The 20,689-nt window shown below is 75.3% G+C and carries 23 protein-coding genes and 1 tRNA gene; 10 read left to right on the plus strand and 14 right to left on the minus strand.

Going from position 1 to position 20,689, the window contains the following annotated elements:
* Window positions 1-71: 71 nt before the first annotated feature.
* Window positions 72-701 (minus strand): hypothetical protein, encoded by a 630-nt coding sequence (locus O4J56_RS19110; protein ID WP_270687432.1) that lies wholly within the window; start codon window positions 699-701, stop codon window positions 72-74.
* Window positions 702-1,060: 359 nt separating this feature from the next.
* The gene (locus O4J56_RS19115; RefSeq protein WP_270687433.1) at window positions 1,061-1,708 is read right to left on the minus strand and encodes a TetR/AcrR family transcriptional regulator; all 648 of its coding nucleotides are present in this window, start codon (window positions 1,706-1,708) and stop codon (window positions 1,061-1,063) included.
* A 67-nt stretch (window positions 1,709-1,775) separates the two neighbouring features.
* Here O4J56_RS19115 and O4J56_RS19120 point away from each other — a divergent pair, with 67 nt between their 5' ends.
* The 3 genes from O4J56_RS19120 to O4J56_RS19130 all read left to right on the plus strand — a co-directional run bounded on the left by O4J56_RS19120 (window position 1,776) and on the right by O4J56_RS19130 (window position 4,634).
* Window positions 1,776-3,227, plus strand: a complete 1,452-nt coding sequence (locus O4J56_RS19120) for an amidase (RefSeq protein ID WP_270687434.1) — start codon at window positions 1,776-1,778, stop codon at window positions 3,225-3,227.
* A 218-nt stretch (window positions 3,228-3,445) separates the two neighbouring features.
* Entirely contained in the window at window positions 3,446-3,952 is a 507-nt protein-coding gene (locus O4J56_RS19125) for a DUF3592 domain-containing protein (protein WP_270687436.1), read from the plus strand.
* 196 nt (window positions 3,953-4,148) lie between these two features.
* Entirely contained in the window at window positions 4,149-4,634 is a 486-nt protein-coding gene (locus O4J56_RS19130) for a DUF3592 domain-containing protein (protein ID WP_270687438.1), read from the plus strand.
* Window positions 4,635-4,653: 19 nt separating this feature from the next.
* Here O4J56_RS19130 and O4J56_RS19135 read toward each other — a convergent pair whose 3' ends face one another.
* The 3 genes from O4J56_RS19135 to O4J56_RS19145 all read right to left on the minus strand — a co-directional run bounded on the left by O4J56_RS19135 (window position 4,654) and on the right by O4J56_RS19145 (window position 7,166).
* Complete coding sequence (locus O4J56_RS19135; RefSeq protein ID WP_270687439.1) at window positions 4,654-5,487, minus strand: alpha/beta fold hydrolase; 834 nt, start codon at window positions 5,485-5,487, stop codon at window positions 4,654-4,656.
* A gap of 71 nt (window positions 5,488-5,558) precedes the next feature.
* Window positions 5,559-6,245: a hypothetical protein gene (locus O4J56_RS19140; RefSeq protein ID WP_270687440.1), complete on the minus strand. Its 687-nt coding sequence runs from the start codon at window positions 6,243-6,245 to the stop codon at window positions 5,559-5,561.
* Between the two features lie 210 nt (window positions 6,246-6,455).
* Window positions 6,456-7,166: a TetR/AcrR family transcriptional regulator gene (locus tag O4J56_RS19145; protein ID WP_270687442.1), complete on the minus strand. Its 711-nt coding sequence runs from the start codon at window positions 7,164-7,166 to the stop codon at window positions 6,456-6,458.
* Window positions 7,167-7,395: 229 nt separating this feature from the next.
* Here O4J56_RS19145 and O4J56_RS19150 point away from each other — a divergent pair, with 229 nt between their 5' ends.
* The 5 genes from O4J56_RS19150 (at window position 7,396) to O4J56_RS19170 (ending at window position 11,999) form a co-directional block, all read left to right on the plus strand.
* Window positions 7,396-7,959 (plus strand): (2Fe-2S)-binding protein, encoded by a 564-nt coding sequence (locus tag O4J56_RS19150; RefSeq protein ID WP_270687444.1) that lies wholly within the window; start codon window positions 7,396-7,398, stop codon window positions 7,957-7,959.
* Window positions 7,956-8,948, plus strand: coding sequence for an FAD binding domain-containing protein (locus tag O4J56_RS19155; protein ID WP_270687445.1), 993 nt, complete (start codon window positions 7,956-7,958; stop codon window positions 8,946-8,948). Before O4J56_RS19150 ends, O4J56_RS19155 begins: the two co-directional genes overlap by 4 nt.
* Entirely contained in the window at window positions 8,945-11,062 is a 2,118-nt protein-coding gene (locus O4J56_RS19160; RefSeq protein WP_270687446.1) for a xanthine dehydrogenase family protein molybdopterin-binding subunit, read from the plus strand. The genes O4J56_RS19155 and O4J56_RS19160 overlap by 4 nt, the downstream gene beginning before the upstream one ends.
* Before the next feature lie 341 nt (window positions 11,063-11,403).
* Window positions 11,404-11,691, plus strand: coding sequence for a hypothetical protein (locus tag O4J56_RS19165; RefSeq protein WP_270687448.1), 288 nt, complete (start codon window positions 11,404-11,406; stop codon window positions 11,689-11,691).
* Complete coding sequence (locus tag O4J56_RS19170) at window positions 11,688-11,999, plus strand: hypothetical protein (RefSeq protein ID WP_270687450.1); 312 nt, start codon at window positions 11,688-11,690, stop codon at window positions 11,997-11,999. The genes O4J56_RS19165 and O4J56_RS19170 overlap by 4 nt, the downstream gene beginning before the upstream one ends.
* A 50-nt stretch (window positions 12,000-12,049) precedes the next feature.
* On the opposite strand, the gene O4J56_RS19175 is transcribed toward O4J56_RS19170, so the two are convergent.
* The 5 genes from O4J56_RS19175 to O4J56_RS19195 form a co-directional block, all read right to left on the minus strand.
* Entirely contained in the window at window positions 12,050-12,541 is a 492-nt protein-coding gene (locus O4J56_RS19175) for a VOC family protein (protein WP_333563812.1), read from the minus strand.
* 98 nt (window positions 12,542-12,639) lie between these two features.
* A tRNA-Val gene (locus O4J56_RS19180) sits at window positions 12,640-12,713 on the minus strand.
* Between the two features lie 179 nt (window positions 12,714-12,892).
* Window positions 12,893-13,354: a peroxiredoxin gene (locus O4J56_RS19185; protein ID WP_270687451.1), complete on the minus strand. Its 462-nt coding sequence runs from the start codon at window positions 13,352-13,354 to the stop codon at window positions 12,893-12,895.
* Between the two features lie 150 nt (window positions 13,355-13,504).
* A complete protein-coding gene (locus O4J56_RS19190) occupies window positions 13,505-13,936 on the minus strand; it encodes a DUF3052 domain-containing protein (RefSeq protein WP_270687453.1) in 432 nt (143 codons plus the stop codon).
* A gap of 168 nt (window positions 13,937-14,104) precedes the next feature.
* Window positions 14,105-14,521 carry a YjbQ family protein gene (locus O4J56_RS19195; RefSeq protein WP_270687455.1) on the minus strand — a complete coding sequence of 139 codons (417 nt, stop codon included), beginning with the start codon at window positions 14,519-14,521 and terminating at the stop codon, window positions 14,105-14,107.
* A 183-nt stretch (window positions 14,522-14,704) separates the two neighbouring features.
* Here O4J56_RS19195 and O4J56_RS19200 point away from each other — a divergent pair, with 183 nt between their 5' ends.
* Window positions 14,705-16,522 carry a DUF7800 domain-containing protein gene (locus tag O4J56_RS19200; RefSeq protein WP_270687457.1) on the plus strand — a complete coding sequence of 606 codons (1,818 nt, stop codon included), beginning with the start codon at window positions 14,705-14,707 and terminating at the stop codon, window positions 16,520-16,522.
* A gap of 58 nt (window positions 16,523-16,580) precedes the next feature.
* Window positions 16,581-17,066, plus strand: coding sequence for a PaaI family thioesterase (locus O4J56_RS19205; protein WP_270687459.1), 486 nt, complete (start codon window positions 16,581-16,583; stop codon window positions 17,064-17,066).
* 13 nt (window positions 17,067-17,079) lie between these two features.
* On the opposite strand, the gene O4J56_RS19210 is transcribed toward O4J56_RS19205, so the two are convergent.
* The 4 genes from O4J56_RS19210 to O4J56_RS19225 form a co-directional block, all read right to left on the minus strand.
* The gene (locus tag O4J56_RS19210) at window positions 17,080-17,880 is read right to left on the minus strand and encodes a putative hydro-lyase (RefSeq protein WP_270687460.1); all 801 of its coding nucleotides are present in this window, start codon (window positions 17,878-17,880) and stop codon (window positions 17,080-17,082) included.
* Between the two features lie 402 nt (window positions 17,881-18,282).
* Window positions 18,283-19,152 carry a 5-oxoprolinase subunit C family protein gene (locus O4J56_RS19215; RefSeq protein ID WP_270687461.1) on the minus strand — a complete coding sequence of 290 codons (870 nt, stop codon included), beginning with the start codon at window positions 19,150-19,152 and terminating at the stop codon, window positions 18,283-18,285.
* Window positions 19,153-19,206: 54 nt separating this feature from the next.
* Window positions 19,207-19,818 carry a 5-oxoprolinase subunit B family protein gene (locus O4J56_RS19220; protein WP_270687462.1) on the minus strand — a complete coding sequence of 204 codons (612 nt, stop codon included), beginning with the start codon at window positions 19,816-19,818 and terminating at the stop codon, window positions 19,207-19,209.
* Between the two features lie 39 nt (window positions 19,819-19,857).
* Entirely contained in the window at window positions 19,858-20,649 is a 792-nt protein-coding gene (locus O4J56_RS19225) for a LamB/YcsF family protein (protein ID WP_270687463.1), read from the minus strand.
* Between the last annotated feature and the right edge of the window lie 40 nt (window positions 20,650-20,689).

Below are 20,689 nucleotides of genomic sequence, written 5' to 3' on the forward strand. Positions count from 1 at the left end.
GGCTTCGGCAGCGGTATCGGCGGTGTCGGCGGTGTCGGCGGTGTCGGCAGAACGGCGTCAGCGGCGCGGCATCAGTCGAAGTAGACCTCGATGCCCAGGACGAGCAGGGCCAGGAACGCCGCCGAGAGCAGGCCCACAGCCACCTGCACGGCAAGGCGCAGGGCGGCGCGGGCCAGGCTCGGGCGGGTGGAGGCCCGCGTCTCCGGGGAGCGCGCGGGCCGGTCCGAGCGCGCGGCGCCGTGCTCGTCGACCAACTGGTCGGCGAAGTCGCGCAGCCCGTCCAGCGCCGCCCGGCCCTGGGGGCCGTCCAGCCACGCCAGCCCGTCCGACTCTCGCGCCGCCGCGGCGAGCTCGGCGCGGTAGACCTCGGACTCCTTCTTGAGGACCTCGACGTTCCGCTGCAGGCGCCGGCGTTCGCCGCGCAGCTCCTGCAGCTCCTCGCGGGACTCCGCGAGGCGGTCGCGGGCCTCCTCCAGGTCCCGGGCCAGGCGCCGGTCCTCACGGCTGCTGAGCATCTCCACACCGACGTGCGCCGCGAGGATCACCAGGCCGAACGCGATCATCCACCCGCGCTGGTACCAGGCCGAGCCATCCAGCGTGCCGATGTAGTCGCCGGAGATCCCGAGCATGGCGGCGGTGCCCAGGATCCAGGTGCGGATCCCGACGCGGAAGCGGGCAAGGAAGCGCAGGAGGCTGCTCATGGGGGGACTCTCTACGCCCGGCCCGGCCAGCGGGCTCGGGGCCCGCCGGAGCCCGGAGCGCTCAGGGCACGTTGTGCTGTTCGGCCGCAGGTGCACGGAAGGCCACGCGGGCCTCCCGCCCCGCATCCTGGCAACGCCGGACGACAGAGCGCGGAACACCGCATGGCGGGCCCGTGAATCCGAGACGCCCCGCCCGACCCCGAAGCGGCCTCTTAGAGGCAGGTGTGCTCCGCGTTGATCTCGGGAGAAACGACGCTACAAGCGCGGTTTTAGCGTCGTTTCTCCCGAGATCAACGGCGCAGGGGCGGCGTTCGGGGGCGGGGTCGGCGGGGCCGGCCCCCTGCGGTCCGCCCGCCGACTCACGGGGCCCCGGTCTCCCCCGCCCGCTCCGGCTCCCCTCCGAGGGCCGTCCACGAGCGGAGCAGCAACTCCACCGCGTCGACCACCGCCTCGTCCCCCACGCCTCCCGGGTCGAGGACGCGCTGGATGAGCAGGCCGTCCTCCAGGGCGTGCGCGATCAGGGCCAGGAACGCCGGATCCGCGGGAGCCTCCGCACCCTCGCGGTCCAGTTCGTGCCGGACCCCCTCGGCGAGGGCGGCGCGGGCCGCCCGCTCGCGCTCGGCCAGCAGCGGCCGCAGCTCCGGGGTGCGGATGGCGTGCAGCAGCAGCTCCATCCGCAATGCCAGCCACGAGTCCAGGTTGCGCGCCCGCTCCCGGTTCCAGGCGCGCAGGGCCTCGAACGCCTCGGCCCGGCTCGCCGCGTCCGCCGTCGCCGCCCGCACCTCCTCCGCCTCCCGGCGGGTGCGCTCGGCCAGGAGCTCGGCGACCAGCGCGTCCTTGCCGTCGAAGTTGCCGTAGAACGCCCCGCGCGAATACCCCGCGCGCTCGGCGATCTGCTCGACCGACGCCCCGTTCACCCCCCGCTCGGCGAACAGCTCGGCGGCGGCCTCCAGCAGCCGCCCCCTCGTCCGCCGCCTGCTCTCCTGCCTGGTCAGCCTCTCGGGCACGGCGCCCACCCCTCCCCATCGAAAAACAGGTTTGTATTCGGATACGACTCTGTATTAGAAAACATGAGTGTATCAACCACCACCCGACGAGGGGGCGCGCACCGCCATGCCCACGCCGATCCACACGCGCACCGCGGCCGAGCTGGCCGCGGCGGTCGCCGCAGGGGACCTCACCGCCCGAGAAGCGGTCGAGGCGCACCTGGAGCGCATCGCCGCGGTGAACCCCGCGGTCAACGCCGTGACCACGCCGCTCGCCGACCGTGCCCGAGCGGAGGCCGAACAGGTCGACCGCCGCCGGGCGGCCGGTGAGCGGCTCGGGCCGCTGGCCGGGGTGCCGTTCACGGTGAAGGAGAACATCCACGTCGCGGGGACGGCGACCACGTTCGGTGTGCCGCGCCTGCGGGACCTGGTCGCCCGCGAGGACGCTCCCCCGGTGCGGCGGCTGCGCGCCGCCGGGGCGGTCTGCGTCGGCCGCACCAACCTGCCCGACATGACGCTGGGCGGGGTGCACACCCGCAGCACCCTGTACGGGGACACGGTCAACCCCTGGGACCCCGGCCGCACACCCGGCGGGACCAGCGGGGGCGACGCGGCGGCGGTGGCCTCCGGCATGGCGGTGCTCGGACTGGGCAACGATTCCGGCGGCTCGGTGCGGGTCCCGGCGGCGTTCTGCGGGGTGGCCGGGCTCAAGCCCGGGTACGGGCGGGTCGCCTCGGACCACCGCGTCGGCGGGCGGGAGCCGACCCTGGCCTCGCAGCTCCTGCCGGTCGACGGCCCGATCGCGCGGTCCGTGGGCGACCTGCGCCTGGCCCTGTCGGTGCTGGCGGGGCCGGACGCGGGCGACCCGCGCGCGGTGCCGGCGCCGCTGGAGGGGCCGCCCGTGCGCCGCCCGCTGCGGGTCGGGGTGGCCGCCGAGCCGTTCGGGCCGGGGACGGCGGACCCGGCGGCCAAGGAGGCGGTGGCGGCGGCGGCCGAGGCGCTGCAGGAGGCGGGGTACGCGGTGGAGGAGGCCGTGCCGCCGCGGCCGGACGAGGCGCTGGAGGGCTACGGGCGGCTGACCGCGACCGAGTTCGCGCTGGCGCGGCCGCACCTGGAGAAGCTGATGAGCGAGGAGGCCCACCGCCACGTCACGTACTCCGCCAGGCGGAATCCGCCGTCGGACCTGGCGGCATACGTCCAGGCCACGGCCGACCGGCTGGGGGTGCAGCGGGCGTGGGCCCGGTTCCAGGAGGAGGTGCCGCTGCTGCTGGGCCCCGTGTTCACGGGCCCGGTCCCCGCGCCCGGCGAGGAGCTGGTGGACCCGGAGGCGCACGAGCGCGTGACCCGCGGGCTGGGGCTGTGCGCGGTGACGAGCTATGTCGGGGTGCCCGCGGTGGCCGTCCCGGTGGGGACGGCCGACGGCCTGCCGCGCTCGGTCCAGGTGATCGGGCCGGTGCACCGCGAGGACCTGTGCCTGGAGGCGGCCGAGGCCATCGAGCGGAGGTTCGCCCCCTTGACCCCGATCGACCCGCGGGGCTGAGCGCGGGGCGCGGCGGCCGACGCGGGAACCGGCACGCCGCGCCCCGGCCGCGGCGCCGACCGGCCCGGGAGCGCCCCTGGGACGGTTCCCGCCCCAAGCCGCCGACGGCCGGAGGGGGATCGGCCGGGCAGGGCCGCCGCCAGGGAACCCGCCGCCGGTGCGCGGCGTCGGAGACCTCGGCACCATCCCCCACTTCGGAAAGGCCGTCGGTGAGCGCCATGGCCAAGCGCAAGTCCCGCAAGAAGAACCTCGGTCCCGGGGCGCCCGTCGCCGTCTTCGGACTCGTCCTGCTCATCCTGGGCGTCGTGATGTCCATCGTCGGGACGACCGACTACACCGACCACACCGAGCGGGCCGACGCCGTCGTCTCGGAGCGGCTGGTCGAGGTGACCTACGAGGACGAGGAGCGCGAGCCCGACGAGCGCCGGGAGGAGATCACCGTCTTCGTCGACTACACGGCCGAGGGCCAGGACCTCGAGCGGGTCGAGCTGCAGGGCCTGGACGCCGACGACCACTACGAGGGGCAGGAGCTCGCGGTGGCCTACGCACCGGGCGAGCCCGGCCACGTGGTCACCGTGCCCAGCACCGAGGAGGGCGCCTACGACGTGTTCCTCTACATCGGGATCGCCGCCCTGGTGCTGTCGGTGCCCCTGCTGGTCACCGGGGTGCTCCTCACCGTCAAGCACGTCAAGCGCCGCTCGGGCGCCGGCTCGCTCAAGGGCTGAGAAGGGTCACGGGGAAAGCCGTGGCAGGACACTGGGGCGACCGGCCCGAGGGCGTCCTCCCAACCGAGGCTGTCCCCGCCGATGGCCGCTGACGGCCACAGGCCCCGCCCCGGGAACCCGGGGCCGGGGGACGGCGTCGCATGCGAGGACACCGTCCCCCACCGGAAGGCAGTCGGTCGCAGCCATGTTCAAGCGCGTGAACGGCCGCACGGGCCCGCTTGGTCCCGGAACGTGGCCCTTCGCCTTCGGGGTCGTCGCCCTCGGCATGGGCGCCTATCAGGTCGTGGTCGGCATGAGCGACTACACCGACCACACCGAACGCGCCGACGCGGTCGTATCGGAGCGGCACGTCGAGGTGCACCCCGACAACGGCCGGAGCAGTGACGACGTCACCGTCTTCGTGGACTACGACGCCGAAGGCGAAGCGTTCACCCGGGTCGAACTCGGGGGCCTGAACCCCGATGACCACTACGAGGGAGAGGAGCTGCCGGTGGCCTACGCGCCCGGCGAGCCCGACCACGTGGTCACCGTGCCCAGCACCGAGGAGGGCGCCTTCGACGTGTTCTTCTACATCGGAATCGCGGCCCTGGTGCTGTCGGTGCCACTACTGGCCATCGGTGCGCGCCTCACCGTCCGGCACTTCCGGCGCAACCCGGGGGCCCTGGGCCCGCACAAGGGCTGAGGGCCCCCGGCGCCGCCGCTCAGGCTCCGCCGATGATGGGGCGCAGGCGGGCGGCGAACGCCTCCGGGGCCTCGTCCGTGGCGAAGCCCGTGTGTCCGCCGGGGAACAGGACCGGCTCCGTCCCGAGCAGCTCCGCGAGGGCGCGCGTGGTCCGGTCGCACAGCTCGCCGGCCGAGTCCTCGCCGATGCCGAGGACCAGGTCCGCCCCGCTCGCGCGCAGGGCCTCGGTGTCCGGGAGCCACCCCGTCGTCGCGGGCAGGTCGTACAGGAAGAAGCGCCGCTCGTCGGCCACGTCCTGCGGGTCGCGCTCCCCTCCGAACATCTGCTCCAGCGCCCCTTCGGGCATCTGGATGTTCGCGCTCTCCATGAACGCCGACCAGGCCCCCACCACGTCGCCCGAGCGGTAGATCCCGACCATGCGCTCGGTCGCGGCCCTGTGCTCCTCGCGCTCGTCGAGCAGCTCGTTCAGCGGCGGCTCGTGCGGCACGACGGTGCCCACGAGGTCGGGCCGGGCCTGGGCGAGCGCCAGCGCGGTGATCGCGCCGCCGCTGGACCCCAGGACCGCGGCCGGGCCCGAGCCCACATGCTCCAGGAGCCGGGCGAGGTCGTCGGCACGCGTCTCCACCGTCGTCGCCTCCTCGGGGTCCTCCAGCACGCTGTGGCGGATGCCGCGCGGGTCGGTCGTGAGGACCGTGAAGCCGTCCGCGAGGAGGCCGGCGAGGGCCGCGAAGGGCTCGGCGTTCATCGGCGAGCCGACCAGGGCCACCAGCGGCCCCTGTCCGCGCACCTCGTAGTACAGCTCGGCCCCGGGGACCTTCAGCCTGCCCGTGGACGGCGTCGCTGCGTCTGTCATGGCCTGCTCCTCATGTGGTCGTGGCATGCGTCGTTCCCACCGCATGCTTGGACCGCGCGGCGCCGGGGAACTCATCGGTCGCCGCGTGACCGACGGAGCAGGGCCGCCGCCGTCCACACGACCAGCACGATCCCGGTCGCGGCCAGCAGCGCGTCCGGGACGGTGTTGACGATGCCCTGTGACGGGCCGGGCGCCCGCCGCCACAGGTCCAGCGCGACCGCCCCGACCGGCACCAGGAGCAGGGCCGGGAACCGGCCCGCGTAGTGGGCGGCGACGGCGACCGCCACCGCCCCGGCGACCGCCGCCGGGAGCAGCGGGGTCAGCGCCGGGCCCAGCACGTTCCCCACCAGGCTCGGCTCGGGCGCCGGGCCGGGCGGCGGCGGGACGTCCCCGGCCGCCTCGAACGCCGCCGCGGCCCTGGCGTCGGCGACCTGCGCGAAATGGCTGCCGACCCCGTAGGCGCCGAGCGCCGCGACGGCGAACCCCGCGCCCGCCGCCGCGGGCGGCACCGGCGACCGCACCGCCCCGTACCCGAGCACGGCGTATCCGAGGACGAAGGGGCCGAGGGACCACCCCACGTAGGTGTCCAGAAACGTGACGAGGGCGAAGAAGAGCCGCACGGCCAGGGAGGGCGGCTCCGCACCGCCGTCCCCCCACGCCGTCGACGGCACCCGGTCGGCGCCCACGGAGGCGAGGCCGATCGCGGCCCCGCCCACGAGCAGCACCGCCAGGAGCAGCAGCAGGCGGCGGCGTTCCACGCTGATCCCTCCCGATACCGGGGCCGGTTCCGGCCGAGCGGCCCCGGTCGTCCGTTGGAGTGGTGAGGTCCCCGTCCGGCCGGATCGGCCCGCCGGTGACGGCTCCGGGGCCGTCGCGACCGGCGAAAGTTACACGAACCAGCGTTCAGGGGTCCACCGCATGGGCCCGGCCCGCGCCCGCGAGCGGGTCCCGGGCCGACCGGCCGACCGTCATCCCCCGTCCGCGGCGTCCGGCCCGGCGTGGCCGCCGCGCCCCTCGCCCCCGGCGTCGCGGCGGCGCGGCGCTCCGGCCGTCAGCCCGTCCATGACCAGGTCGAAGAGGCGCGTGACACGCTCCTTGCGGTCCTCCCCGGCCCCGATGTGCCACAGGCCCGCGATGGCGAGCATGAAGTCCTCGGGGACCACCCCGGGCCGGATGGTCCCGGCCTCGTCGTTGGCCCGCAGCAGCAGGGCGATGGCCTCGTTCAACGGGCCGGGGCCGGGTTTGGCCAGCCCCCCGGGCCCACCGAGCGCCTGGCTCAGCGCCTCGGCCAGACCGGCCTTGGCCAGGGCGAACCGGGCCAGGTGGTCCATCCACGCGCGCAGCGCCCGGGCCGGCGGCAGCTTGTCGAGCAGGTGCGGGGCCGCGTCTGCGACCTGCCGCATCTCGTGGCTGTAGACCTCCAGGACGAGGGCGGCGCGGCTGGGGAAGTTGCGGTAGAAGGTCCCCTGCCCCACGCCCGCCTTCTTGGCGATCGCGCTCAGCGGGACCTCCGGCGACCGGGTGAGCTCCACCAGGGCCACCTCGAGGATGCGCTCGCGGTTCTTCTGCGCGTCCGAGCGCAGCGGCGCGCCCCCGCCGCCCGCCTCGTCCGGATTGCCCATATCGCGCTCGCCCACTCCCCGGGCGGCCCCCGCGGGCCGCCCTTGCCAAGCGGACAACTGTCCACTAGATTCCCAGTGTCCGGACAGCTGTCCGTTTACTCCCGCCCCCACTGTAGCGGGGGGACGTTTCCGCACGAACGGCGGCATCCGGCCACCGATCCCGACCGCCACGACCGCGCCCATCGCGGCGTTCCGCGCACCCGCCGCGCCCATGCCCCGCGTCTCCGCCCGACGGACCCGCGGGGCGCGGGCGCGGCACACCCCCTGTCCGCGAAAGAGGCTGACCATGTCCCCAGCCACCTCAAGCACGATCACGCTGACCGTCAACGGCGAGAAGCACACCCTGGCCGTCGACCACCGCACCACACTGCTCGACGCCCTGCGCGAGCGCCTCGGCCTCACCGGCTCCAAGAAGGGCTGCGACCAGGGCCAGTGCGGCGCCTGCACGGTGCTGGTCGACGGCCGCCGCACCGTCTCCTGCCTCCAGCTCGCCGTGGGCGCCGAGGGCCGGGAGGTCACCACCATCGAGGGCGTGGCCGACGGCGACCGGCTCCACCCCGTCCAGCAGGCCTTCCTCGACCTCGACGGCTACCAGTGCGGCTACTGCACCCCGGGGCAGATCTGCTCGGCCGTCGCGGTCATCGAGGAGCACGCGGCGGGCTGGCCCAGCGTCGCGACCGGCGACGTGCGCCCCGAGGCCGGGGCGCCGGAGCTCACCGCCGAGGAGATCCGCGAGCGCATGAGCGGCAACCTGTGCCGCTGCGGCGCCTACGTTTCCATCGTCCAGGCCGTCGCCAGGGCCGCGGACGCCCGCACGCCCGGGACCGAGGCCGAGGGGGCCACCGCATGAAGGAGTTCGACTACCGGCGCGCCGACGGCGTCTCCGGCGCCCTCGCCCTGCACGGCGCCGCCCCGGAGGCGCGCTTCCTCGGCGGCGGGACCAACCTCGTCGACCTGATGAAGACCGGCATCGAGCGGCCGTCCCTCCTCGTCGACATCCGCGAGCTGCCGCTGGACGGCATCGAGGCGACCGGCGACGGCGGTCTGCGCATCGGCGCGACCGCCACCAACAGCGACACCGCCGCCCACCCCGAGGTGCGCCGCCGCTACCCGGCGCTGGCCCAGGCCCTGCTGGCCGGGGCCTCCGGCCAGCTGCGCAACATGGCCACCGTCGGCGGGAACCTGCTGCAGCGCACCCGCTGCGGCTACTTCTCCGACGCCACAGGGCCGTGCAACAAGCGGGTGCCCGGCAGCGGGTGCCCCGCCATCGAGGGCGAGCACCACAACCACGCCATCCTCGGCGCCTCCGCGCACTGCGTTGCCACCCACCCCTCGGACATGGCCGTCGCCCTCGCCGCCTTCGACGCCGTCGTCGCCTACGAGACGGCCGACGGCCCGGACGAGATGCCGCTCGCCGACCTGTACCCGCCGGTGGGCGACACCCCGCACGTGGAGACCGCGCTGCCCGCGGGCGCGCTGATCACCTCCGTCACCCTGCCGCCCGCGCCCGTGGCCGCCGCCTCCCGCTACCGCAAGGTGCGCGAGCGGGCCTCGTTCGCCTTCGCGATCGGGTCGGTCGCCGCCGCCCTGGAGGTGCGCGACGGCACGGTCCACGACGTGCGGCTGGCCTTCGGCGCGGTCGCGCCCCGCCCCTGGCGGGCCCAGACGGCCGAGAAGGCCCTGGCCGGGGGGCCGGCGACGGCCGAGGCCTTCGCCGCCGCAGCGGACGCCGAGCTCGCCGCCGCCGAGCCGCTGCCCGACAATGAATACAAGGTGCCGCTCATGCGCGACCTGGCCGTGTCCGTCCTGACCGAACTCGCCGAGGAGGCCGGCGCATGACCGCCACCGCAGAAGGCAAGAGCGCCGTCGGCACCGCCCGCGTCCGCCTGGAGGGGCTGGACAAGGTCACCGGGGCGGCCAAGTACGCCGGGGAGGTCGACTTCGACGGGCTGGCCTACGGCCACCTGGTGCTGTCCACCGTCGCCCGGGGGCGCGTGCGCGCGGTGCACGCCGACCCGGTGCTCGCGCTGCCCGGGGTCGTCGGCGTGTGGCACCACGGGAACGCGCCGCGTGTGAACACCGACTTCTCCGGCATGCTCGGACCGGTCGACCCGCTCCTGGGGCTCTTCCAGAACGACCGCGTGCCGCACGCGGGCTGGCCGGTGGCGCTGGTCGTCGCTGAGACCTCCGAGCAGGCCCGGGAGGCCGCCGACGCCCTGGCGGTCGACTACGACCCCGAGCCGCACGACGTCGTGTTCGGCGCCGACCGCCCCGAGGCCTACACCCCGCCCGGGCAGGAGGACCGGTCCAAGGGCGACATCGAGGCCGGGCTCGCCGCCTCCGCCGTGGTCGTGGACCGCGAGTACTCCACGCCGGAGGAGTACCACAACTCGATGGAGCCGCACGCGGCCACCGCCCGCTGGGAGGGGGGCCGCCTGGAGGTGGTCGACTCCAACCAGGGGACCCCGATGGTGGCCGGCGACCTCGCGCAGCTGTTCTCCCTGGACCCCGAATCGGTGCGGGTGCGCGCCGAGCACGTCGGCGGCGCCTTCGGCAACAAGGGGACCCGCCCGCACCTGGTGGCCGCCGTGATGGCCGCGACCGCCCTCCAGCGGCCGGTGCGGGTCACCCTCACCCGCCGCCAGATGTTCTCGCTGGTGGGGTACCGGCCCCCGACGGCCCAGCGGGTGCGGCTGGGCGCCGACCCGGACGGGCGGCTGCGCGCCCTCGACCACGAGGCGTGCAGCCAGACCTCGACCACGATCGAGTACACCGAGCTGAGCGCGACTCCGGCGCGGACGCTGTACGACGCCGACGCCCACCGCACCGCCCACCGGCTGCTGCGGCTGGACGTGCCGTCGCCGACCTTCATGCGCGCGCCGGGCGAGGCGCCGGGCTCCTTCGCCCTGGAGTCCGCGCTGGACGAGCTCGCCGAGAAGTGCGGCGTCGACCCGATCGAGCTGCGCCTGCGCAACGAGCCCGAGGTGGGGCCGCTGTCCGGGCTGCCGTTCAGCAGCCGCAACCTGCGGGCCTGCCTGGAGGAGGGCGCCCGCCGGTTCGGGTGGGCCGACCGCGACCCCCGCCCGGGCGTGCGCCGCGAGGGGCGGTGGCTGCTCGGCACGGGAATGGCCGCGGCCACCTTCCCCTCGGGGGCGGTCCCGTCCACGGCGTCGGCCACGGCCGAGGCCGACGGGTCGTTCACCGTGGGGGTCAACGCCAGCGACGTCGGAACCGGGGCGCGCACCGCGATGGCGCTGGTCGCCGCGGACGCGCTGGACACGGACCCGGACAACGTGAAGATCCGGATCGCCGACAGCGACCTGGGCCCGGCGATGATCGCCGGCGGGTCGATGGGCACCCGGTCCTGGGCCTGGGCGGTGGCGGAGGCCGCGCGCGAGCTGCGGGAGCGGCTGGTCCCGGGGGCGGAGGTGCCGCCGGAGGGCATCACCGCGCGGACCGACACCGGGGCGGCCATCGGCGCTCTGGCCCAGAAGGAGCGGTACTCCTTCGCCGCGCAGTTCGCCGAGGTGGCCGTGGACCCGGCCAGCGGTGAGGTGCGGGTGCGCCGCATGCTGGGCGCCTTCGCCGCGGGCCGGATCGTCAACCCGCTGACGGCGCGCAGCCAGCTCCTCGGCGGGATGGTCTGGGGGCTGTCCATGGCCCTGCACGAGGAGGCCGCCCGGGACCGGGCCTCGGGCGCCGTCGTCGGCGGCGACCTGGCCGGGTACCACGTGGCCGCCAACGCGGACGTGCCGGACATGGAGGCGTTCTGGGTCGACGACCCGGACCCGGACGACCCGGTCGGCATCAAGGGCATCGGCGAGATCGGCATCGTGGGCGCCGCCGCGGCCATCGGCAACGCGGTCTGGCACGCGACGGGCGTCCGCCACCGCCACCTGCCGATCCGCCCCGACCGCGTCCTGGCGGCCGGCCGGGAGGCGCCGGGGGCCTGACGGGGTCCGTACACCGGCGGGCTCCGCACATCGGCGGGCGGGGTGCACACCCCGCCCGCCGAGGCGTGTCCGGGGCCGCGGCGCGGGGGCGCCAAGCGGGGGCGCGGATCGGCGGGAACCCCTGTCGTTCCGGGGATTCCGCCGACCGGTATAGGCTCTCTCGCGCTGTAGAGGCCACAGGCGACACCGCTACGGACGTACCGGCGGTGGTCGGCCACGGGATCCGAAAGGACCGCATGCATCCCCCACGTGCGAGCAAGGGAACATGGTCACTCGTCTTCGCAGGTTTCGCGGTCTCCATCGGCTTAGGCGGCGCGATCGGCCTGGGCGGGGACATGAGCATGATCACGATCCTCGACACCAGAGACGAGCCCCTGGGGGAAACCGATGCGTTCTTCGTGGTCGACCTGCTCATGACCCTGAGGCGCCCGGTCGAGTTCCTGGTGCCCACCGCCCTGGGGATCATCGCGATCGTCACCGCCGTGGGATCCATGCGGGCGGAAGGGGCGTCCGCACAAGCGATCCTGGCCATTCTGCTCGCCGTGATCGGGCCGCTGGTCACCTTCGCGACCTTCCTGATCCTCTATGCGTACGGCACCCACAACGCGCTCATGGCAGGTGAGATGTGACCCCCCGCTACCCGGCGTACCCGGCCCCTCCCGGCCCTCCCGTCGCCGCCGACCGCGCCCGCATCCCGGGCATCGCGGGGCTCTGCGCGGCCGTCGCCCTGCTCGTCGCGAACGCCGTCCTCACGAGCGCGGTGCTCGACCTCGCCGCCTACCTCTCGCTCGGGGCCGCCGCGCTGGTCCTGAGCGTCTTGAGCTTCCGCAGCCCGGGCAACCGGGTGTGGGCCGGGTTCGCGTTCGTCGTCATGATGGCGACCCCGATCGTCGGCGGGATCATCGACTACGCCGCGGTCCTCGCCGAGATCGAATAGGGGCCGAAGAGCCCCGCAGGCCCCTGACCCCGCCCGGGTCAGGGGCCTGATCATCGGGATGCACCGGCGCCCGTCGCCCCTCGCCCGCTGAGGACGGCGAGGTAGTGGGGGCTGTGGATCAGGCCGAGGACGTTCCCGAACGGGTCGACCACCGAAGCGGTGACGAAGCCCTCGCCCCGCGGCGTGACCGGCTGGTACTCCGCGGCGCCGAGGGACAGCAGCCGGTCGAAGGCCGCCTCGATGTCGTCGACGTGCCAGGACGTGACGGCACCGCCGGGCGACCGCGGCGCACCGGCCGGTGCGAACCGGCGGTCGGTGATGCCCAGCTCGTCGCCGTCGTCCCCGATCCGGAACTCCGCGTAGAGCGGGGTGCCTTCGAGCGGGCGGACGAAATAGGGCTCGATGCCGAAGACGCGGGCGTACCACTCCGCCGCGGCGGGGACATCGTCGGCCCACAGGCCCATCTGGGCGATCCCGCGGGGGATCGCGGAATCGGACAGGTCGGTGGTCTTCCGGGGCGCGGTTCCGCTCGTTTCGGTCATGCGCCCAGACTGACGCCCATCGAGGTCAGAGAGTGTCCTCGATTCGAACCGATCTGTGCCGCCCTCACGAAGGCGAACGACATGGACGACACGAGGTGTGGGCGCAACAGGGCTCGAACCTGTGACCTTCCGGTTGTAAGCCGGATGCTCTGACCAACTGAGCTATGCGCCCTCGAATCGGCGCCGGGCCTCGGGGCCGGGCCGTTCGATCGTTTGAAATGGTACCGGGTCCCGCCGTCTCCTCGGGCTGGTGCGGCGGGTGTGCGCCCCATGGTCCCGGGGTGCACACCCGCGGCCGGTCCGCGGGCCGCTCGGCCGTGCCGGGCCTGCGGGCTTCCGGGGCTCCGCGGCTCAGCGGAGCTCGGACAGGGCCTTGCGGTAGTCCTCGAGGTCGCGGGCCTGGGAGATCGGGTTGACGACCTTCCAGCGCACCACGCCCTCCTTGTCGATCAGGAAGGTGCCGCGCACCGCCACGCCCTTGTCCTCGTCGAACACGCCGTAGGCCTTGGCGACCTCGCCGTGCGGCCAGAAGTCCGACAGCAGCGGGTACTCCAGGTTCTCCTTGTCGGCCCAGGCCCGGTGGGCGAACATCGAGTCCACCGACACGCTGAGCAGCTCGACGTCCTCGCCCTGGAAGTCGGAGATGTTGTCGCGCAGCGAGCACAGCTCGCCCTCGCAGACGCCCGAGAACGCGAGCGGGTAGAAGACCAGGACCACGTTCTTGCGGCCCTTGAAGTCGGACAGCTTGACCGTCTGCCCGTGCTGGTCCGAGAGCGCGAAGTCGGGAGCCTGCTGCCCGGTCTCGATGGACATGCGCATGCCTTCCTAGGTGGCCGGTTCGGCTGCGGGGCGCCGGCGGCCCGGCCGGACCGGGCGGCGCCCCGCGCGGCCAAGCCTAGGGCAGGCGGAAGGCGTCCGGCACGGCGCTCCTCCCCGCCCGGGCACGGCGGTGGCTGCGGCCCGTCAGTGCTTCACCTTCGGCGTCACCAGCCGGGTCCCCGACCAGTCCGTCCCCGCGCTCACGGCGCTGGTCTGCGACAGCCCCGCCGTGGTCGCCGCCTCGGCGACCTCGTTCGGCGGCACGTGGCCGTCGCGCCCGGCCTTGGGCGTCAGCACGAGGATGACCCCGCCCCCCTCGACCGAGCCGAGGACGTCCACCAGGACGTCGGTCAGGTCGTCCTCCTCGTCGCTGCGCCACCACAGCAGCGCGGCGTCGACGATGGCGTCGTCGTCCTCGTCGACGAGCTCCTCGCCGGTGACTTCGGCGATCGACGCGCGAAGCTGCTCGTCCACGTCGTCGTCAAAGCCGAACTCCTGCACCACCTGACCCGGCTTGAATCCGAGTCGGTCGGCCAGGCTACGGTCGCTTTGCGCCTGGCCCGCGGTCGCGCTCACGAAAGTCCTCCTCTGAGAATGTTCTCCTGCCGGCCCGCCCACCGGCCGCCCCGCTTCCTCGCGGTCGCTCGCGGCCGGGTCGTTCCCGCTTGTTGCTGGCTAAGTTCACACGCTGGGGCCCTCATCCGTCAACGCGTGCCCTGATGCCGCCGACACCTACCATCCTGCTCACTCCCCCGGGCCCGTCAAGAAGGAGAGCCGCACCGTGCGCCGCGGGTTGTCCACGTTCAGGTCGACGACCGCCACCGACTGCCATGTGCCCAGCGCCGGTCGGCCGTCCAGCACCGGCAGCGTGGCGTAGGGCGCGATCATCGCCGGCATGACGTGCGAGCGCCCGTGTCCGGGCGAGCCGTGCCGGTGCCGCCACCGGTCGTCGGCGGGCAGCAGGTCGCGAAGGGCGGCCAGCAGGTCGTCGTCGGACCCGGCGCCCAACTCCATCACCGCGACCCCGGCCGTCGCGTGCGGCACGAAGACGTTCAGCAGCCCGTCCCCGCCCGCCTCGGAGGTGAAGGAGACGCACTCCGCGGTGATGTCGAAGACCCCTTCGGAATCCCCGGTGCGCAGCTCCAGTGTTCTTGTCCGCATGCGGCAACGGTTACCCACCCGTGCGGCGTGTCGAACCATTTCAGGACCGATTCGCCCGCATCCTCCCCACCCGTCCCCGTCCGCCGCCCCGCCCGGTGGGCCCCGTGCGGCGTGACGGGCGGGGCGCGGGCGCGCCATACTCGGCTGCGGGGCCGCCGGGCGACGCGGCGGCGAGGATGAGAGGTGGACGTGGGAGCCGACCTCCGGCTGGGCCCGGTGCTGCGCAAGACGACGCCGACGACCGCGACGGTGTGGGTGGAGACCGGGGCGCCCGCCGAGGTGGCCGTCACCGCGGGCGGGGTGCGCGCGCGGTCCCGAACGTTCACCGTGCACGGCCACCACTACGCCCTGTGCGAACTCCAGGGCCTCGCGCCGGGCTCCTCCACGCCCTACACCGTGGAGGTGGACGGCGCGCAGGTGTGGCCCGACCCGGCCTCCGAGCACCCGCCGAGCCTGGTGCGGACCCCGCCCGAGGGGCGGGAGGCCCCGGTGCGGCTGGCGTTCGGCTCCTGCCGCACCCCGATCGACCACTCCCCCGGGGCGGTGCGCCGCTACGGCTCCGACATGCTGCGCGCCTACGGGCGGCGGCTGGCCCGGCTGCGCCGCGACGCGGGCGCCGGGGACGGCGCGGACGGCAGGGGGCCGGACGGCGACGGCGCGGCGGCCGCCGAGGAACCCGCGGTCCTGCTCCTCATCGGCGACCAGGTGTACGCCGACGAGCTACAGCCCGGCATGAAGGAGTTCCTCGCGCGGCGACGCTCCCAGGCGGCCGGGGACGGGGGCGGCTCCGGGACCGGAGCGGGGCCGGACGCGCGGGCGCGTGCCGAGGCCCGGCCGCCCGCCGACGAGGTGGTCTTCTTCGACGAGTACGCCGAGCTGTACCGGCGCTCGTGGAGCGACCCCGACGTCCGGTGGCTGCTGTCGACCGTTCCCACCCTCATGCTGTTCGACGACCACGACGTGCGGGACGACTGGAACACCTCGGGCGCCTGGCGCGCGGAGATGGACGCCTCGCCGTGGTGGCGGCACCGCATCGTTTCGGGCCTGGGCTCGTACTGGGTGTACCAGCACTTGGGCAACCTGTCGGCCGAGGAGCGGGCGGAGGACCCGCTCTACGGCGAGGTGCTGAAGGCCTCCTCGGGCGAGGGGGCGGCGGCCGGGAACGACGCCGCCGAAGCGCTGGACGCGGCCGCCCTGGGCTGGCACGAGGAGCCGCAGAGCAGGGTGTGGAGCCACGAGCACCGGCTCGGCCCCGCCCGCCTGCTGATGGTGGACACGCGTGCGGGGCGGGACGTGGCCGACGAGCGCCGCAGGGACATCCTGGGCGCCCCGGGGGCGGCGTGGCTCGACGAGCGCGTCACCGGCGACGCCGACCACCTGCTGATCGCGTCGACGCTGCCGTTCCTCCTCCCCAAGGCGGTGCACCGGCTGGAGGCGTGGGACGAGGCGCTCGCGTCGGGGGCGTGGGGCGAACGGCTCCGCGGCCCCGCGGAGAAGCTGCGGCGCGCGCTGGACCTGGAGCACTGGTCGGCGTTCGGGCGGTCCTTCGGTTCGGTCTCCCGCGCGCTCGTGGAGCTGGCCTCCGGCACGCGCGGAAACCCGCCCGCGACGGCCCTGTTCCTGTCCGGGGACGTCCACTTCTCCTACCTGGCCCGCGCCCGGCCGTCGCGCCGGGCGGCGCGCGAGGGCGCACCCGGTGGCGGGACGCGCATCGCCCAGCTCGTGTCGTCGCCGCTGTGCAACCGGCTGCCGACGAAGTTCCGGTGGGCGGCACGGCTGTCGGCGGCGGCGCCGACGGCGTGGGCGGGCTGGATCATGGCCCGCACGGCCGGGGTGCGCCCACCGCTGCTGGAGTGGGGGCTGGACGAGGGGCCGTGGTTCGACAACGCGATCGCCGAACTTGCGCTCGACGGCCGCCGCGCCGAGGTCGTGTGGCTCAGGGGGCGGGACGGCGCCTCCGGCGACCTGCAGATCGACGAGGAGGGGCCGCACGAGGTGTGAGAACGCGCCTCACCCGCCCCCGCCCCACCCCGCTCCCCGAGTCCGCGAAGGAGGACGCTTGGACGACCACCCGCTACAGGACCCGCCCCGCCGGGAGCCGGAGGCGAGCGACGGGCACGGGCAGGCGGCCCCCGAGGTGCAGGCGCGCATCCGGGAGAGCTTCGGCCGCCAGGGGCTGATGTCCCACCTCGGGGCGCGGATCACGCGCATCGAGGCGGGCCGCGTGCACATCGCGCTTCCGGCCCGCCCCGAGGTCACCCAGCAGAACGGCTACTTCCACGCGGGGGCCACGAGCGCGATCGCCGACAGCGCGGGCGGGTACGCGGCCTACACGCTGTTCCCCGAGGGGGCGGACATCCTGACCGTGGAGTACAAGATCAACCTCCTGGCCCCGGCCGTGGGCGAGCGCCTGGAGGCGGTCGGGAGCGTCCTGAAGGCGGGGCGGACGCTGACCGTGTGCGGGCTGGAGGTGTTCGGCGTCGACGACGGCCGGCGGAGGCTCGTGGCGAACGGGCAGCAGACCCTCATCCGCGTGACCCCGTAGCCGCGCGGCTCGCCTAGGGCACCTGGTAGTCGGCGTCGCGGGCGTCGGTGACGGCCATGTGGCCCGGGGCGTGGCCGATGGCGAACTCGGGGGCGGAGGCGGTGACGGCCGCCTGCGGGGTGACCCCGCACGCCCAGAAGACCGGCACCTCGCCCGGGCGGACCTCCACCGGGTCGCCGTAGTCGGGGCGGGACAGGTCGGCGATGCCGAGCCCCGCCGGGTCGCCGACGTGCACCGGAGCGCCGTGGACGGCCGGGTAGCGCGAGGTGATGCGCACCGCGTCGGCAACGCGGTCGGCGGGTACCGGCCGCATGGACACCACGAGCGGCCCGGACAGCCGGCCAGCGGGGCGGCAGGGGCGCGACGTGCGGTACATGGCGACGTTGGTCCCGGCCTCGATGTGCCGGACGGGGATCCCGGCCTCCATCAGCGGGGCCTCGAAGGTGAAGCTGCACCCGATGAGGAAGGACACCAGGTCCGGCCGCCAGTGCTCGGAGGCGTCGGTGGTCTCGGCGACGAGGCGGCCGTGTTCGTAGACGCGGTAGGCGGGAAGGTCGGTGCGCAGGTCCCCGTCGAAGAGGGGCGCGCTCGTGCGGCCGTCCTCGGCGACGTCGAGCACGGGGCAGGCCTTGGGGTTGCGCTGGGCGAACAGGAGGAGGTCGAACGCCCAGTCGCGGGGCAGCGCGATGAGGTTGGCCTGGGCGTACCCGGCGCTGACGCCCGACGTGGGCACCCGGAGGCCGCCCCGGAACAGCGCACGCGCCTCGGCGGGCGCCAGGGACGCCGCGTCGTCGGGGAGTGTGGGTGTGGGCATGTGCTCCTCCTCGTGGTGGTTGGTACCCGCGCCCGGGTCCGCCGGTCACGGGGCCGCGTCTCCGGGGCGGCCGGGACGGACTTCTCGTCGGTCCGCACGCTCGCCCCCATCGCGCCCGATCCGCCGACCGTGTCCTTGGAGCGGCACCATTTCCGTGCGCGTGGGCCGGTCCGGCCACTGCGGCCTTCGAGTTGAACCGGACCGACTCTTGGGAGTCCTGACCGGAGCCCCGCCCGTCCTCGTCCGGACGTGACCGGAGCGGAGGCGCCCCCTCCTCACCGAGACCGCCGACGGCGCCCTCCCATCGGCCTGGCCCGAGCGGCCCCGGCCTCGTTTGTGACGGGGCCTGTCGGGGTGCACGCGGCGGCGCCGGACCGCAGTACGGGGCACACGCCATCGCCCTCATGGCGACACGGCGGTGAACGCCAGCCGCGTTCCCGGGCGGGCCTGGGCCGCGCTGGGCAGGTCGTTCGAGCGCACCACCGCGATCACCGGGTAGCCGCCGGTCACCGGGTGGTCGGCCAGGAACAGCACCGGCTCGCCGTCCGGCGGGACCTGTAGGGACCCCGGCACCATCCCCTCGGTCGGCAGCTCGCCGCCGACCGCCCGGGGCAGGGCCGGGCCCGCCAGGCGCATGCCCACCCGGTCGCTGCGGCCGGTCACCTCGAACTCGCCGCCGAGCAGGGCCTCCACCGCCTCGGGGGCGAACCAGTCGTCGCGCGGCCCCAGCACCACGCCCAGTTCCAGCCGGTCCCCGCCCACCGGCGGCTCGGGCACCGCGTCGAGCACGGGGAACGCGCGCGGCGGCTCCCCCACCGGCAGCACGTCGCCCGCGCGCAGCGGCTCGGGCCCCAGCCCCGACAGCACGTCGGTGCTGCGCGAGCCGAGCACCGCGGGCACGTCCAGGCCGCCGCGGACCGCGACGTAGCTGCGCAGCCCCCGCCGGGGCGGGCCCAGCCGCAGCTCCTCGCCGTCCCGCAGGCGCAGCACTTCGGCGGTCGCGCCACCGCGCCCGCCGACCCGCACGGGGCACGGGGCGCCGGTGACGGCCACCCACACGTCACCGCGTGCGCGCAGCGCCAGCCCGCCCATGGTCGCCTCGAGCGCCGCCGCCCCCTCCGGGTTGGCCAGCAGCCGGTTGGCGCGGGCGTAGGAGGCGGCGTCCGCCGCCCCCGACGCGCCGACCCCCAGCGCCGCGTGGCCGCGCCGCCCGGCGTCCTGCACCGTCGCCAAAGGTCCCGGTGCGAGCACCTCCAGTGCCCGGTCCGCCACGTGTCGTTCCCCTCCTCGTCGTCGTTGCCCGCCCCGGCGGCGCCCCGGTGCCCTTCAGACCTCGTGGAACCGGACGCGGGTGCCCGGCACCAGCAGGCCGGGCGGGTCCCGGTCAAGGTCCCACACCACGGCATCGGTGTGCCCGAGCAGCCGCCACCCGCCCGGGGAGCTGCGCGGGTAGACGCCGCCGAACCCCCCGGCCAGCGCCACCGACCCGGCGGGCACCCGGGTGCGCGACTCGCCGCGGCGCGGCACGTCGAGCCGGCGGTCGTCGCCGACCAGGTAGCCGAACCCGGGCGCGAAGCCGCCGAAGGCCACGGTCCACCGGGCGGAGGTGTGCGCCCGCACCACCTCGCGCTCGGTCATGCCGGTGATCTCGGCGACCTCGCCCAGGTCCGCGCCGTCGTACTGGACGCCGATCTCCACCTCGCCGCCGCGCGGCAGGTCACCGGGGCGGGGGTGGAGCCGCCGCGCCGCCTCGGCCACGGCCCGCACGCCGCCCGGGGACCCCGGGTCGACGCGCAGGAGCACCGTGCGGGCGGCGGGCACGGCCTCGACCACGCCGGGGATGGGGTTCTCGTCGAGGGCCGCCTGCAGCGCGAGGGCCTGCGCCAGGTCGGCGACCTCGACGAGGACGCCGGAGTCGCCGCAGTTCAGGACGCGCACGGCGGCACCTCCCGCGGACGGGCGGCGGGCTTGGGCCCCTCACCCATCCCCGCCCCGCCCCTCCTCGGGCCCACCGCCCGCGAAGGGCGCGAGCACCATGCCCTCGGCGCGCAGGGCCTTGGCCACCGCCTGGGCCGTCTCGACCGCGCCGGGGGTGTCGCCGTGCACGCACAGCGACTCGGCCCCGATCCGCACCGGGGTGCCGTCGACGGCCGCGATCGGCTCGCCGCGCACGATGCGCACGCAGCGCTCGGCGATCTCGTCCGGGTCGTGCAGGACCGCCCCCGGCTCCCGGCGCGGCACCAGTGTGCCCTGCGGGGTGTAGGCGCGGTCGGCGAAGGCCTCCCGCACCGGCCGCAGCCCGGCCTCCTCGGCCGCGCGCAGCCACGCCGAGCCGGGCAGGCCCAGCACCGGCAGGCCCGGGGCGACGGCGCGCACCGCGGCGGCCACGGCGCCCGCCTGGGCCTCGTGGTGCACGATCGCGTTGTACAGCGCCCCGTGCGGCTTGACGTAGGCGACCCGCCCTCCTGAGGCGCGGGCGATGCCGTCCAGGGCGCCGATCTGGTAGAGGACGTCGTCGGCCAGCTCCTCGGGCGCGGCGTCGATGAACCGGCGGCCGAACCCGGCGAGGTCCCGGTAGCCCACCTGGGCGCCGATCGCCGCCCCGGTCCGCACCGCGCCGCGGCAGGCGCGGCGGAGCACGGTCGGGTCTCCGGCATGGAAGCCGCAGGCGATGTTGGCGCTGGTGACGATGGCCAGAAGGGCCTCGTCGTCGCCGAGTTCCCAGCGGCCGAAGCTCTCGCCCAGGTCGGCGTTGAGGTCGATGCGCACGTGCGGTCTCTCCTCCTTGTCGTCGCGGTCGATCGTGTCC

It is taken from the genome of Nocardiopsis endophytica, from assembly GCF_027706725.1.
GTDB lineage: Bacteria > Actinomycetota > Actinomycetes > Streptosporangiales > Streptosporangiaceae > Nocardiopsis_A > Nocardiopsis_A endophytica.

Coding starts and splice junctions, on each gene's coding strand:
- O4J56_RS19110 (WP_270687432.1), bottom strand. CDS start 701: ATGAGCAGCCTCCTGCGCTTCCTTGCCCGCTTCCGCGTCGGGATCCGC.
- O4J56_RS19125 (WP_270687436.1), top strand. CDS start 3,446: ATGGCCAAGCGCAAGTCCCGCAAGAAGAACCTCGGTCCCGGGGCGCCC.
- O4J56_RS19135 (WP_270687439.1), bottom strand. CDS start 5,487: ATGACAGACGCAGCGACGCCGTCCACGGGCAGGCTGAAGGTCCCCGGG.
- O4J56_RS19150 (WP_270687444.1), top strand. CDS start 7,396: ATGTCCCCAGCCACCTCAAGCACGATCACGCTGACCGTCAACGGCGAG.
- O4J56_RS19155 (WP_270687445.1), top strand. CDS start 7,956: ATGAAGGAGTTCGACTACCGGCGCGCCGACGGCGTCTCCGGCGCCCTC.
- O4J56_RS19160 (WP_270687446.1), top strand. CDS start 8,945: ATGACCGCCACCGCAGAAGGCAAGAGCGCCGTCGGCACCGCCCGCGTC.
- O4J56_RS19165 (WP_270687448.1), top strand. CDS start 11,404: ATGATCACGATCCTCGACACCAGAGACGAGCCCCTGGGGGAAACCGAT.
- O4J56_RS19175 (WP_333563812.1), bottom strand. CDS start 12,541: ATGACCGAAACGAGCGGAACCGCGCCCCGGAAGACCACCGACCTGTCC.
- O4J56_RS19185 (WP_270687451.1), bottom strand. CDS start 13,354: ATGTCCATCGAGACCGGGCAGCAGGCTCCCGACTTCGCGCTCTCGGAC.
- O4J56_RS19195 (WP_270687455.1), bottom strand. CDS start 14,521: ATGCGGACAAGAACACTGGAGCTGCGCACCGGGGATTCCGAAGGGGTC.
- O4J56_RS19210 (WP_270687460.1), bottom strand. CDS start 17,880: ATGCCCACACCCACACTCCCCGACGACGCGGCGTCCCTGGCGCCCGCC.